This is a genomic window from Streptomyces sp. NPDC002125 (assembly GCF_053593715.1).
In genome coordinates this window covers 63,657-76,555 of sequence record NZ_JBSFDD010000027.1, presented here as the reverse complement: position 1 = coordinate 76,555, position 12,899 = coordinate 63,657, and the positions used below count along the sequence as shown (strand labels likewise).

Sequence of the window (12,899 nt, the reverse complement as noted above, 5' to 3'; positions counted from 1 at the left end):
CGCACCTGAGCCCGCCCGGCCTCACAGCGCCACGAACCCCTCCGCTAGCCTCTGCCTGCTACATCGGCGCCGGCCCCTGCGGAGGCACTCATGAACAGGCAGAACGGGGCAGAACGCCCCTATGACGTCGTCCTTTTCGGGGCCACCGGCTTTGTGGGGGCACTCACCGCCCGATATCTCGCCGCGCACGCACCGGACGGCTGCCGCTGGGCGGTGGCCGGCCGGAGCCGGGACAGGCTGGAGGAGCTGCGGGCAGAACTCGCCGCGGACCACCCGGCCTGCGCGGACCTCCCCCTGCTGACGGCCGACGCGGACGACCCGGTGGCCCTGCGCGAACTCGCCGGGTCCGCACACGTGGTCGCGTCGACCGTGGGGCCGTACGTCAGATACGGCGGACGGCTGGTCGCCGCGTGCGCGGAGGCCGGGACCGACTACGCCGACCTCACGGGAGAGGCGGAGTTCGTCGACCGGATGTATCTGGAGCACGACACACGGGCCCGCGAGACGGGGGCCCGGCTCGTGCACGCCTGCGGCTTCGACTCCGTACCGCACGACCTCGGTGTCTACTTCACCGTGCGGCACCTCCCCGAGGGGGTGCCGCTGACCGTGGACGGTTACGTCCGCACCGACGCGGTGTTCTCCGGCGGTACGTTCGCCTCGGCGCTGACCGCCATGAGCCGCGGCCCGCAGATGGTCCGGGCCGCGCGGGAACGCAGGCTGCACGAGCCGCGCCTGGTCGGGCGCCGGGCCCGCGCCCCGCAGGGCTCACCGCACTTCAGCCCGGAGACCGGCACCTGGGGGCTGCCGCTGCCGACGCTGGACCCCCGCGTCGTGGAGCGGTCCGCGCGGGCACTGGAACGCTACGGGCCCGACTTCCGCTACCGGCACTTCGCCTCGGTGAAGCGGCTGCCGATGGCGCTCGGCGGCACGGCCGCCGTGGGGCTGCTGGCCGGGGCCGCCCAGATCCCGGCCGCGAGGTCCTGGCTCTCGGCGCGGGTCCAACCGGGCACCGGCCCGAGCGAACAGCGCAGGCGGCGCAGCTGGTTCACCGTCCGTTTCGTCGGTGAGGGCGGCGGCCGGCGGGTCTTCACGGAGGTGTCCGGGGGCGACCCCGGCTACGACGAGACGGCGAAGATGCTCGCCGAGGCGGCCCTCGCCCTCGCGTTCGACGAGCTGCCCGCCACTTCGGGGCAGGTCACCACGGCCGTGGCGGCGGGCGACGCCCTGCTGGAGCGGCTGAGGGCGGCCGGGCTGCGCTTCCGGGTCGCGGCGGTGCGCTGACCCCGGAGGACGGACGCCGGATCAGAGCATCCAGGACGCCAGCGTGACGATCATGGACACGGTCCAGGCGATTCCCGCGAGAACGCCGAGGGTCATGCCGACGGCGATGCCACGCTGGGAGAGACGTACGGTTCCGGCGCTCATCTGAGGTGTGTGGTGGTCGATCATGTGTACCAGCCTGCCCCTGATGTTCGACGAGCAACATCCGTACGTGTACTCAGTTGGCAACAGATCGCCGAGCGGGTCCGGGATCAGTTGATGGCTTCCCGGAGCGCCGTCCGGCACAGGGCGTCCGCTCGGCGGGTGGTCTCCGGCTGGCGGAAGTCGCGGGCCAGGGCGAGCGTATGGGCGCAGGCGTTGTCCAGGTCGGTGCGGTGGCCGACCGAGACGAACACGGGCTTCGTGTCGTCCCGCGTGCGCAACGCCCGCCCCACTTCCTCGTCCCCGTCCAGGAGCGGGGCGAAGTCGCCGCGCCGGGGGCCCGGTTGCTCGTAGCGGAAGGTGAAGGGGTTCTTGGCGACACCGATGACGGGCAGCCCGGTGAGGACGCCGAGGTGGCTGGCGAGCCCGAACCTGCGCGGGTGCGCGCGCCCGTAGCCGTCGCAGACCACGAGCCCCGGGTCCACCGGCAGGCCCTCCAGGGCGGCCAGTACGGCCGGGATCTCGCGGAAGGCGAGGAGCCCGGGGACGTACGGGAACGTCACCCGGCCCTCGGCGGTGGACTCGGCGATCACCGCCAGGGTCGCCGCGTCCAGGACGACGGCCGCCGCGACGACCAGGTCCCGCTCGTCGTCGTAGGCGACATCGACCCCGGTCACCCGGCCGGTACCCGGCGGCGGCCCCGGCTCGTCCAGCACGACCCGCTCGCGCAACGCGTCCTGGACGGCTCGGGCTTCGGCCTCGTCGGCGGGCATCCTGAAAGTCGTCATGACGCGTCAGTCTAGGCAGCCGGTGATCATCGCCGTTCCCATGCGCCGGGCACGGCCGGGACGCTCAGCCGAGACCGCGGTGAGCGGCCCACAGCGCCCCGGCACGGCCGGCGGCGCTGTCGATCAGGTCCGTCAGCTCGGGCCTGTCCGGGACGGGGAACGAGACATAGGCACCCCGGCCGCCGCCGACCGGCCGGCCGTAGGCCTTGGCGGCGAGACGGCCGTCCGGGAGCAGCCGGACGTTGAGCGTGGTCAGCGTGAACGCCTCGCCGCGCCGGGTGTCCGTCCAGCGGAGGGCCTCCGGGATCGTGACGTTGATCGCCAGGGCACTCACTTCCAGGTCGCCGCTCATGCACTCATTTCCAGGTCGCCGATCATGGACGAATGGTCTCACCCGAGTCCCCGCGGACGGCAGCCACAGGCTTGTGGTGCGGCAGTCCGGTCGCGGCCCGGCGCCCTCCCCGGTGTCCTGCCGTACGCGTCGTGAGGTCCTCGTCGGTGATGGCGCGGACCACACGGCACGGTGTCCCGAGCGCGATGGACATCGGGGGGATGCTGCGGCTGACGACGCTGCCCGCGCCGATGACCGAGCCGTAGCCGATACGGACGCCGGGCAGGATCACCGCGTTGCTGCCGATCCACACCTTGTCCTCGATGTGGATCGGTTCGGAGAACCGCCCGAAATCGGCGCGCCGCGAGGGATGCACCGGGTGCCCCGTCGTGGTCAGCGTCACGCTGGGGGCGATCATGACGTCGTTGCCGATACGGATGTCCACGTCGTCGACGAACGTCAGATTGACGTTCCCGAAGAAGTCGTCGCCTATGTGTACGTTGCTGCCGAAGGCCGCGTGGAAGGGCGCCAGCAGCGCCGTACGTTCGCCGACCGAGCCGAAGATCTCGACGAGCAGTGCCCGGCGCTCCTCCGTCCGGCCGGGAGGTGTCCGGTTGTACTCGAAGATCTGGTCCGCGCGGCGCCCGGGGGCCAGAAAGGCCGCTTCCGACTCGGTGTAGACGAGTCCTTCGGCGATCCTTCCCAGCACTTCTTGGTGGTCGGCATCGGTCACAGCGGAAAGGTCCCTTCAGGCATACGGGCGTGAGGTGCATTCGTGCGTGAGGTGCGTACGAGGTGAGTCGGGTACGGGCGTGAGGTGCGTACGCGCGTGGGGTGCCCGGGCGGCTACTTCAGCCGGGCCGCTCGGCCCTTCTCCCCCGAGGCCCAGCAGCCGCCGTCCGGCGCGCAGTCCACCGTGTCGTACGAGCCGGTGTCCACGGTCCGCCAGGTGCGCCCGCCGTCGCGGGTGAGGTCGGTCCCGGTCGGGCCGACGGCCAGCGCGGACCGTGTGCTGTGCGGCAGCCAGGCGACGCCGGACCGGTAGGCGGGCGGCGGGGTGGCCGCCCGCTGCCAGCTCCGGCCGCCGTCCCCCGTGACGGACGCGGCGTCCGGGGACGCCTCGCCCGCGCGGTAGTCGCCGCCGACCGCGATGCCGTGCGCACGGTCGCGGAAGGCGAGGCCGAAGACCCCGCGGGCGGGATCGCCCGCAGGGATGCCCGACGCCGCCGGGGTCCAGGTCAGGCCGCGGTCGCCGGAGTGCAGCACACGCGCGGTCGCGGCGCCGCCGGTGGCGAGCCAGACGTCCTTGGCGCCCGAGCTGACGAGGCACTGGCCGCTCGCCGCGAAACCGGCCTCGCCGGGCAGCGCCTCGGGCATCCCCGCGTCGGGCAGCACCCGCCAGGTCCGCCCGCCGTCCGAGGTCGACAGGATGCGGAACCTCCCGTCCACCGGGTCGCTCATCGCCAGCCCGTGGCGGCTGTCGAAGAAGGTCAGGCAGTCGTAGAAGGCACGGGCATCGGTGTTGCGGAAGGACTCGGTCCAGGTGGCGCCGCCGTCCTCGGTGCGGAAGACCCGGGACGCCTCGCCCTCGCCGATGGCCAGGGCGACGGCCCGCCGGCGGTCGAAGGCCTCGATGTCGCGCAGCTCCAGCCCGGCCGCGGCCGGGGGCGAGACGTCGCTCCAGTGCCGTCCGCCGTCGAGCGTGCGCAGCACCGTGCCCCCGGAGCCCGCGACCCAGGCGGTGTCCCGGCCGACGGCGGCGAGGCCTCTGAAGCGTGCGTCCGTCCCCGTGGGGGTGAGCGTCCAGCCGGGTTCCGGCCGCTTCTCCTGGGCGGCGAGCGCCGGTGGTGCGGCCAGCGCGGCGGTCACCGCCGCCGCGCAGAGTCCCAGTGCCACCAGCCGTCTCGTCTTCCCCATGGCCCTCATGCCGCTGGAAGCTAACGCACCGCCAGGCAGGCGTCCAGGGTGCCCCGCGCGAATCGGGGCAGGTGACCGGGGGAAGATCGGTGGAAGGACGGGCGGTGACGCAGCTCACTCCGCCCGCCAGTGCACGGATGGAGGCGTTCCGTCGTCTACTCCAATGCCGGGAACCGTCGTTTGAGGCGAGAGGGAGCAGGTCTTGTCCAGCGTTATCGAGCAGTCCGTGCAGGCCCGTATGGTCGCGTCCGCACCTCGTATGGAGACACTGCCCGCCACTCTGCAGTACGACCGCAAGGACCCCTTCGCCGTCCGCATGGCGTTTCCCGCGCCGGCGACCCTCGAAGGCACGGAGGTGTCGTGGGAGTTCTCGCGTGAGCTGCTCGCCACGGGTATGGACGCGCCGGCGGGGGTCGGGGACGTCCGGGTCAGGCCGTTCGGCTACGACCGTACGGTGCTGGAGTTCCACGCCGTGGAGGGCATCGCCATGGTGCATGTCCGGACCTCCGAGCTGCGGCGCTTCCTGAAGCGGGCGCAGGAGCTGGTCCCGGTGGGCGACGAGTACCGCTTCATGGACCTGGACGGCGGGCTGACCGATCTGCTGGGCGGGTCCTGCTGACCGCCGCGAGGCCCCTTCGAGCCGCCGGGGTCCCTTCGGGCCGCGGAGCGGCCCCAATTCGGTTGCGCGGCGGCGGGGTCCGTCCGTAACGTCGTCATCGCCCCCGCAGCCGTCGTATCGGAGAAGGACGTTGCTCCACATCTGAGGTGTCCGCACCGCGTGCCGCGTGCCTGACGCACGCGTGCCCCGTCGCGTGACCCCGGTGTGTCCGAGCCCCTTTCTCCGTGATTCCCCGACGCTTCCTGGAGGCCCTTGTGCCTGCATCCGCCACACACATCACCTGTTCCTCCCTGTCGTTCGCCTGGCCCGACGGGAGCGAGGTGTTCGACTCCTTCCAGCTCTCCGTGGGCCCCGGCCGGACCGGACTCATCGGCCTCAACGGCTGCGGGAAGTCGACCCTGTTGCGACTGATCGCGGGTGAACTCACCCCCTCGTCGGGGCGGGTCACCACGGTCGGCGACATCGGGTACCTCCCGCAGAACCTCGTCCTGGACACCACGCTGCGGGTGGATGAGGTACTGGGCGTCGCCGCGAAACGCGCGGCGCTCTCCGCCATCGAGGCGGGCGATGTCCGCGAGGAGCACTTCGCGACGGTCGGGGACGACTGGGACGTCGAGGAGCGCGCCCGCGCCCTGCTCGGCCAGCTGGGCCTGGGCGGCGCCGGGCTCGACCGCAGGACCGGCGAGCTCTCGGGCGGCGAGTGCGTGCTGCTGCGGCTGGCCGCGCTGCTCCTGGCCCGCCCCGCGGTGCTGCTGCTGGACGAGCCGACCAACAACCTCGATCTGTACGCCCGCAGGCGGCTCTACGACGCGGTGGACGCCTGGACGGGGGTGCTGGTCACCGTCAGCCACGACCGCGAACTGCTGGAGCGGGTGGACCGGATCGCCGATCTCCGCGACGGCGAGGTCAGCTGGTACGGCGGCAGCCTGTCGGCGTACGAGGAGGCCCTGGCCGTGGAGCAGGAGGCCGCCGAGCGGATGGTGCGGGTCGCGGAGGCCGACGTACGACGCCAGAGGCGCGAACTGGCCGACGCGCACGTCACGCTGGCCCGGCGCAGGCGGTACGGGCAGAAGATGTGGGACACCAAGCGCGAGCCGAAGGCCGTGATGGGGCAGCGCAGGCAGACGGCACAGGAGTCGGCCGGCAGATACCGCATCATGCACACCGAGCGGCTGGCGGACGCCGAGGAGCGCCTCGGCGAGGCCGTCGACGCGGTGCGCGACGACGAGGCGATCCGGATCGAGCTGCCGCACACGAAGGTGCATCCGGGCAGCGAGGTCCTGCTGCTGCGCGACGTCCGGCTGGCCCACGGGATACGGGTGCCGGGAGAGTGGGATCTGCGCGGCCCGGAGCGCGTCGCGCTGGTCGGCCGCAACGGCGCGGGGAAGACGACGCTCCTGCGCACCCTGGCGGGCGAGCTCGCCCCGGCGTCGGGCGAGGCGGACACACGGGTGCCGGTGGGTTTTCTGCCGCAGCGGCTCGACGTGCTCGACGACGGTCTGTCCCTGGTGGAGAACGTGGCCCGCTTCGCGCCGGGCGCCACGGCCAACGGCATCAGGGCGCGGCTGGCGCATTTCCTCTTCAAGGGGACACGCGCGGACCGCGCGGCGGGGACACTTTCCGGCGGGGAGCGCCTCCGGGCGACGCTGGCGGCGCTGCTGCTGGCCGAGCCCGCGCCCCGGCTGCTGATGCTTGACGAGCCGACGAACAGCCTCGACCTGTCCGGCGTGCGGCGCCTGACCTCGGCGCTGGAGGCCTACGAGGGCGCGCTCGTCGTGGCGAGCCATGACATGCCGTTCCTGATGTCGCTGGGAATCACCCGCTGGCTCCTGCTGGACGAGGAGGGACTCCGCGATGTCGACCCCGGCCGGCTGCCGGGCGCCGGGTCCGTCGAGGCGTGACTTGCCTTGCCGAAAAAATGCTTCCTACCTGCACGGATAACAGTGTGTGAGCGCGCATCGCGAGGGCGGGGGTTGGCTCGGGCCTTACCGCCGCCTTAACCTACGGTCACGTAACCTACGAAGCCGTAGGTAATTCTCCCGTCCCCAGGAGCCCCCGTGACGATCACCTCTCCCCACCTCGGCAGTTCGAAGGCGTGGACCGACGCCCAACTGCTGTACGCACTGGAGGAGGTGGTGGAGAAGGAACTCAACCGCCATCTCAAAGTCGCCAAGGCATGGATGCCCCACGAGTACGTACCGTTCTCCGACGGCCGGAACTTCCCCGGCATCTTCGAGGACGGCGAGGCGTGGGAGACCGGCCAGTCCAAGGTCACCGAGATCGGCCGGATCGCCCTCGTCGTGAACCTGCTGACCGAGGACAACCTCCCCAGCTACCACCACGAGATCGCCTCCCTCTTCGGGCGCGACGGCGCCTGGGGCACGTGGGTGCACCGCTGGACCGCGGAGGAGGGCAGGCACGGCATCGTGATGCGCGACTACCTCCTCACCTCGCGCGCCGTGGACCCGGACAAGCTCGAAGAGTTCCGCATGGCTCACATGGCCGAGGGATTCGAGTCCGACAACCGCCACTCCATGCTGCACTCCGTGGCGTACGTCGCCTTCCAGGAGCTCGCGACCCGCGTCTCGCACCGCAACACGGGCCACCAGTCGGGCGACCCCGTCTGCGACCGGATGCTGGCCCGCATCGCGACCGACGAGAACCTGCACATGGTCTTCTACCGCAACCTGCTGGCCGCGGCCTTCGAGCTCGCCCCGGATCTCACGATGCAGGCCGTGCGGGACGTCGTCGTCAACTTCCGCATGCCCGGACACGGCATGCCCGGATTCGAGCGGGCCGCCGCCCAGATGGCGATCGGCGAGATCTACAACATGCGCATCCACCACGACGACGTGCTCCAGCCCGTGCTGCGCTACCTCAAGGTCCTCGACATCGGCGAACTCGGCCCGGAGGGCCTCAAGGCGCAGGAGGAGCTGGGCCTGTACATGAACGGCCTGGACAGCGAGGCGTCGAAGTTCGACGAGAAGCTCGCCGCGCGCAAGGCCCGCATGGCGGCCCGAGCCGCCGGCGCCTGACGCGAACGCGGTCCGGGCTCCGCTCCCCGAACCGCGGGCACCCTGACGAGGGGCGGCGCACACGCACGTGTGCGCCGCCCTTTCGCATGAGGTCTTCCCCCGAGCCTCACGGAACGTACTCTGTGCCGGGTGAAACCTGTGACGCGTCTTTTTCTTTTCGGTGCGCCGATCGTCATCGCCGCTTCGATCTTGTTCAACGGTGGCGACTCCGAGCCGCCCACGGTGACCTCGCAGGCGGCCGGTCCCACGAAGAGCGGCACGGCGGAGCCGGATGCCGCGGCGGAGACCGACGAGCAGTCCGAGGAGATCGACGCGCTGCCGCCGGGCCTCGCCGCGCCGGAGATGAAGGAGACCGCCTCCCGGCTGGTGGCCAGCGCCGAGGCATCGACCCTGGACTGGCGCAGCCGGTACGAAGCGATCGAGGACATCGGCGACGGTGCCGGCTACACGGCGGGCATCATCGGCTTCTGCTCCGGCACGAACGACATGCTGCAGCTGGTCGAGGCCTACACCGAGGAACAGCCGGACAATCCGCTCGCCCCGTTCCTGTCCGCCCTGCGTGAGGTGGACGGCACCGACTCGCACGAGGGGCTGGACCCCGGCTTCACGGACGCGTGGCGCGAGGCGGCCGAGGACCCGGCCTTCCGGGAGGCGCAGGACGAGACCCGCGACCGGCTGTACTTCGATCCGGCGGTCCGGCTGGCGAAGCTCGACGGCCTCGGCACCCTGGGGCAGTTCATCTACTACGACGCGATGGTGCTGCACGGGCCGGGTGTCGGGGCGGACGGCTTCTACGGCATCCGCGACGCCGCGATGGACTCGGCGGACACGGCCGCCGAGGGCGGCGAGGAGAAGGCGTATCTGGACGCCTTCCTCGACGCGAGCAGGTCCGCCATCAAGGCCAGGAAGGTGCAGCGCGACACGACCAGGATCGACACGGCGCAGCGCGTCTTCCTGCGCGAGGGCAACCTCGGCCTGGAGCAGCCCCTGGTGTGGCAGGTGTACGGCGAGACCTTCCGCATCGGGTGACCGGCGCGGACACCGGTGACGGGAAGGCGCCGGTGACGGGAAGGCTCCGGTGACCGGAAGGCTCCGGGCGCCTGGAAGGCTGCGGCGCCCCGGAGGCGCCGGGCGAACCGGAAGACGCCGGTTGCCGGAAGGCGCCGTGTGCCCGGGGAGGACTACTCGCCGACGCCCGGTGCGCAGTACCCGGCCGGGCGGGTCCTGCGCAGCCGCTCGCGTTCCTTCTCGGAGAGCCCGCCCCAGACGCCGAAGCGCTCGTCGTGGGTGAGTGCGTATTCGAGGCAGGCCAGGCGGCCCTCGCAGGCGTTGCAGAGCTGCTTGGCCTCCCGGGTGGAGCTACCGGGGGCCGGGAAGAAGAACTCGGGCCCGGCCTGCGCGCACAACGCGGTCTCCTGCCAGGTGAGCTCGTCGGTCATCGTGTTGATCGGCATGCGGCACACGATGCCGGATGGCGATAAACAAGTGATCAACAGCCGTTCAACGCACGGCCGGACGGGGTCTCACTCGCTCCCGCCCGGCGCGTCCCCGGGGGCCGGTCCTGCGCAAAGCAGGTCCAGGCAGGGCTTTGCGGACATGATCTACGGCATCGGGACGGGCTTGATCACCGCGAAGGCCGCGCCCGCCGGGTCGGCGAGGGTCGCGATCCGGCCGACCTCCGGCACGTCCGACGCGGGTGCGGTGACCCGGCCGCCGAGCCGTTCCGTCGCCGCGACCGTGGCGTCGGCGTCGTCCACCGCGAAGTACGGCAGCCAGTGCGGTCCGGCCTTGTCCTCGCCGGGCACCTCGTCCAGAGCGACGAGCCCGCCGAATGAGGCGTCCTCGGTGTCGCTCCCGGCGGGCCGGACGACGGTGTAGGAACCGCCGGGGTACTCCATCACCTGGGTCTGCCACCCGAAGACCGTGTGGAAGAAGGCGGCGGCCGCGGGGACGTCCGGGGTGTACAGCTCGGACCAGATGAGCGAGCCGGGCTCCATGATCAGGCCGAGGCCGGTGTTCGTACCGGGCTGCCAGACGCCGAAGTACGCGCCGGCGTTGTCCGTGAAGCCGCCCATGCGTCCGTAGTCCAGCACATCCATCGGAGGGAACGCGGCGGTGCCCCCGGCCTTTTCGACCGTCCGTGCGGTGGCGTCGGCGTCGGGGGTCTGGAAGTAGACCGACCAGGCGGGCTTCCCCTGCTCCTCGGGCACGGTCATGACACCCGCGACCGTCCTGCCCCGCAGCTGATACATGCCATAGCCACCGGTCTCGGGTCCGCCCGGCACCAGCTCCCAGCCGAAGAGACCGCTGTAGAAGGCCGTGGCCACGTCCAGGTCGGGGGTGCCGAGGTCGATCCAGTTGGGGGCGCCGGTGACGAAAGCTGGGTCGGGCATGATGTGCTCCTTCAGCGAGTCCCGTTCTCTCGCTCGTCTTGGTCGGACATGGAGATACCGCTCCTTCCGAGTCTTGCAGCAGGCACCGACAACCGCAGTTCGCCGCTGCGCGGGGCGGAGCGGGACGCGTGGGACGATGGCTCCGGTCGTGGTTGGGCCGCGGCGCCGGCGGAGCGCGGTCGCGGGGGACAGAAGGACGTACATGACTCAGGCCGGACCCACGGGCCGGGCGCCCACGGGAAGAGCCGCACGCGAGCTGCTCGACGGTGCCCGGGAACTCGCCGGAACCGCCCGGGCGGTGCTGGACGACCACCGCCGGGCCGTCGAGGCCGCGCACACCGCGCTCGCCCCTCTGCTGGACTCGCTGGTCGCCCGGGAGCTGGCGTCCATCCCCGTGTCCCGGCTGGCGGACGTCACGGAGGGCAGACTGCGGCTGGGCGCGCTGACGCAGGCGGGCTACGCGAGCGTCGGCACGGTCCACGGAGCCAGGCGCTACGAGCTCCGCGAGATCCCCGGTGTGGGCGCGCACACCGCGGACCAGGCGCTGGCCGCCGCCCGGCAGATCGCGCACGCCGTCCGGGACACCGTGGCCGTGCGGATAGACATGGACGCGGCGGACGCGGCGACCACCGCGCTGCTCGTCGCCCTGCACCGGCTGGTGGAGGGCGGCCCGGACGTGCGCAGGGCCGCCGACGCCGCCCGCCGCCTGACCGAGGAGCTGGAACCGCTGCTCGCCGGGGCCGCCCCGGCGCGGAGCAGGCTGCGGATGCTGTTCACGGGCCGGACGGCCGCCGCCCGGGCGCTGGCCGCCGTGGCCTCCGTACGGGCGGTGACGGGGGACGCCGCCGAGCGCGGGCTGCCGCTGCTCTTCGGGCAGGCGTCCGTCGACCTGCTGCGGGAGCCCGCGTCGGAGGCGGAGGCGTGGGTCGACTTCGAGCTGCGGTCCGCCGAGTACTACAGCCTGCTGGCAGAGCTGTCGGGCAGCGGGCCCGACCGGGACGCGGCCGAGGGGTTCCTGCCCGCGGGGATCGCCGACCGGGTGCGCGGACTGCGGCTCGACGACACCTGTCTGCGGGTCTCGCTGCGCGGCTACCAGTCCTTCGGCGCGCGCTTCGCGCTGGCCCAGAAGCGGGTGGTGCTCGGGGACGAGATGGGGCTGGGCAAGACCGTGCAGGCCATCGCCGCGGTGGCCCATCTCGCGGCGAAGGGCGAGACGCACTTCCTGGTGGTGTGCCCGGCGAGTGTCCTGATCAACTGGCGGCGGGAGGTGACCGCCCGCTCCACCCTGCGGGCCGTGCCGGTGCACGGTCCGGAGCGGCAGGAGGCGTTCGGCGAGTGGCGGGAGCGGGGCGGGGTCGCCGTGACCACCTTCGACGCGCTGGCCACGCTGCCGGACGGCCCGGCGTGCGGGGTCAGGCCCGGCATGGTGGTGGTGGACGAGGCCCACTTCGTGAAGAACCCCGCGACCCGGCGCGCCCGGGCCGTGAGCGGCTGGACGGAGCACACCGAGCGGGTGCTGTTCCTGACCGGCACCCCGATGGAGAACCGGGTCGAGGAGTTCCGGAGCCTGGTGCGCCAGCTGCGGCCCGAGCTGGCTCCACTGGTGACGTCCACGCACGGCGTCGCCGGCTCGCACGCGTTCCGCAGGGCCGTGGCCCCCGCCTATCTGCGCCGCAACCAGGACGACGTCCTCGGTGAACTGCCCGCGCTGGTGCAGGCGGACGAGTGGGAGGAGTTCTCCCCCGCCGACCTGGAGGCGTACCGCGAGGCGGTCGGATCGGGGCATTTCATGCGGATGCGCCGCGCGGCGTACGCCCGTCCCGAGACGTCGGCGAAGCTGAACCGGCTGCGCGAGCTCGTCGCGGAGGCCGAGGACAACGGGCTCAAGGTCGTGGTGTTCTCGTACTTCCGCGAGGTGCTCGGCACCGTCAGGGAGGCCTTGGGCGACGGGGTGTTCGGCCCCGTCTCCGGTTCCCTCCCGGCCGCGCGCCGCCAGGAGCTCGTCGACGCGTTCGGCGCGGTGGACGGTCACGCGGTGCTGCTGAGCCAGATACAGGCCGGCGGCATCGGCCTCAACATCCAGGCGGCTTCGGTCGTGATCCTGTGCGAGCCGCAGATCAAGCCGACGATGGAGCACCAGGCGGTGGCCAGGGCGCACCGCATGGGGCAGATACGGACGGTGCAGGTGCACCGGCTCCTCGCGGCGGACAGTGTGGACCAGCGGATGCTGGACATCCTCGCGCGCAAGGACCGGCTCTTCGACGCGTACGCGCGGCGCAGCGATGTCGCCGAGGCCACCCCCGACGCGGTGGACGTGTCGGACGGCGACCTCGCACGGCGCATCGTCGAGGAGGAACAGCTGCGGCTCGCCGCCGAGGTCTGACCCCGGCGCGG

13 protein-coding genes are annotated in these 12,899 nt (G+C 72.3%); 6 read left to right on the top strand and 7 right to left on the bottom strand.

The window, feature by feature from the left end; translation table 11 throughout:
- Positions 1–90: 90 nt before the first annotated feature.
- Complete coding sequence (locus ACWCQM_RS32900) at positions 91–1,281, top strand: saccharopine dehydrogenase family protein (protein ID WP_450918727.1); 1,191 nt, start codon at positions 91–93, stop codon at positions 1,279–1,281.
- Between the two features lie 21 nt (positions 1,282–1,302).
- Here the strand turns inward: ACWCQM_RS32900 and mmpA are convergent, their stop codons facing one another.
- The 5 genes from mmpA to ACWCQM_RS32875 form a co-directional block, all read right to left on the bottom strand.
- The gene (gene mmpA, locus ACWCQM_RS32895) at positions 1,303–1,449 is read right to left on the bottom strand and encodes a morphogenic membrane protein MmpA (protein WP_450918726.1); all 147 of its coding nucleotides are present in this window, start codon (positions 1,447–1,449) and stop codon (positions 1,303–1,305) included.
- A gap of 83 nt (positions 1,450–1,532) precedes the next feature.
- Positions 1,533–2,210, bottom strand: a complete 678-nt coding sequence (locus tag ACWCQM_RS32890) for an endonuclease V (RefSeq protein ID WP_450918725.1) — start codon at positions 2,208–2,210, stop codon at positions 1,533–1,535.
- Positions 2,211–2,274: 64 nt separating this feature from the next.
- Positions 2,275–2,562, bottom strand: a complete 288-nt coding sequence (locus ACWCQM_RS32885) for a hypothetical protein (protein WP_450918724.1) — start codon at positions 2,560–2,562, stop codon at positions 2,275–2,277.
- 22 nt (positions 2,563–2,584) lie between these two features.
- The gene (locus ACWCQM_RS32880) at positions 2,585–3,274 is read right to left on the bottom strand and encodes a sugar O-acetyltransferase (protein ID WP_450918723.1); all 690 of its coding nucleotides are present in this window, start codon (positions 3,272–3,274) and stop codon (positions 2,585–2,587) included.
- A gap of 113 nt (positions 3,275–3,387) precedes the next feature.
- The gene (locus ACWCQM_RS32875; RefSeq protein ID WP_450918722.1) at positions 3,388–4,467 is read right to left on the bottom strand and encodes a WD40/YVTN/BNR-like repeat-containing protein; all 1,080 of its coding nucleotides are present in this window, start codon (positions 4,465–4,467) and stop codon (positions 3,388–3,390) included.
- Between the two features lie 193 nt (positions 4,468–4,660).
- Between ACWCQM_RS32875 and ACWCQM_RS32870 the strand changes: the two genes are divergently transcribed.
- The 4 genes from ACWCQM_RS32870 (at position 4,661) to ACWCQM_RS32855 (ending at position 9,141) form a co-directional block, all read left to right on the top strand.
- Positions 4,661–5,077 (top strand): spore wall synthesis regulator SsgD, encoded by a 417-nt coding sequence (locus ACWCQM_RS32870; RefSeq protein ID WP_073749000.1) that lies wholly within the window; start codon positions 4,661–4,663, stop codon positions 5,075–5,077.
- Between the two features lie 254 nt (positions 5,078–5,331).
- Entirely contained in the window at positions 5,332–6,978 is a 1,647-nt protein-coding gene (locus ACWCQM_RS32865) for an ATP-binding cassette domain-containing protein (protein WP_450918721.1), read from the top strand.
- A 156-nt stretch (positions 6,979–7,134) separates the two neighbouring features.
- Positions 7,135–8,112, top strand: a complete 978-nt coding sequence (locus ACWCQM_RS32860) for an acyl-ACP desaturase (RefSeq protein WP_450918720.1) — start codon at positions 7,135–7,137, stop codon at positions 8,110–8,112.
- 138 nt (positions 8,113–8,250) lie between these two features.
- A complete protein-coding gene (locus ACWCQM_RS32855) occupies positions 8,251–9,141 on the top strand; it encodes a chitosanase (protein WP_450918762.1) in 891 nt (296 codons plus the stop codon).
- A gap of 152 nt (positions 9,142–9,293) precedes the next feature.
- Here the strand turns inward: ACWCQM_RS32855 and ACWCQM_RS32850 are convergent, their stop codons facing one another.
- Both ACWCQM_RS32850 and ACWCQM_RS32845 read right to left on the bottom strand, forming a co-directional pair.
- Positions 9,294–9,566, bottom strand: a complete 273-nt coding sequence (locus ACWCQM_RS32850; protein ID WP_450918719.1) for a WhiB family transcriptional regulator — start codon at positions 9,564–9,566, stop codon at positions 9,294–9,296.
- 147 nt (positions 9,567–9,713) lie between these two features.
- Positions 9,714–10,505 (bottom strand): VOC family protein, encoded by a 792-nt coding sequence (locus ACWCQM_RS32845; protein WP_450918718.1) that lies wholly within the window; start codon positions 10,503–10,505, stop codon positions 9,714–9,716.
- Between the two features lie 202 nt (positions 10,506–10,707).
- Between ACWCQM_RS32845 and ACWCQM_RS32840 the strand changes: the two genes are divergently transcribed.
- Positions 10,708–12,888, top strand: coding sequence for a DEAD/DEAH box helicase (locus ACWCQM_RS32840; protein WP_450918717.1), 2,181 nt, complete (start codon positions 10,708–10,710; stop codon positions 12,886–12,888).
- Positions 12,889–12,899 lie beyond the last annotated feature (11 nt).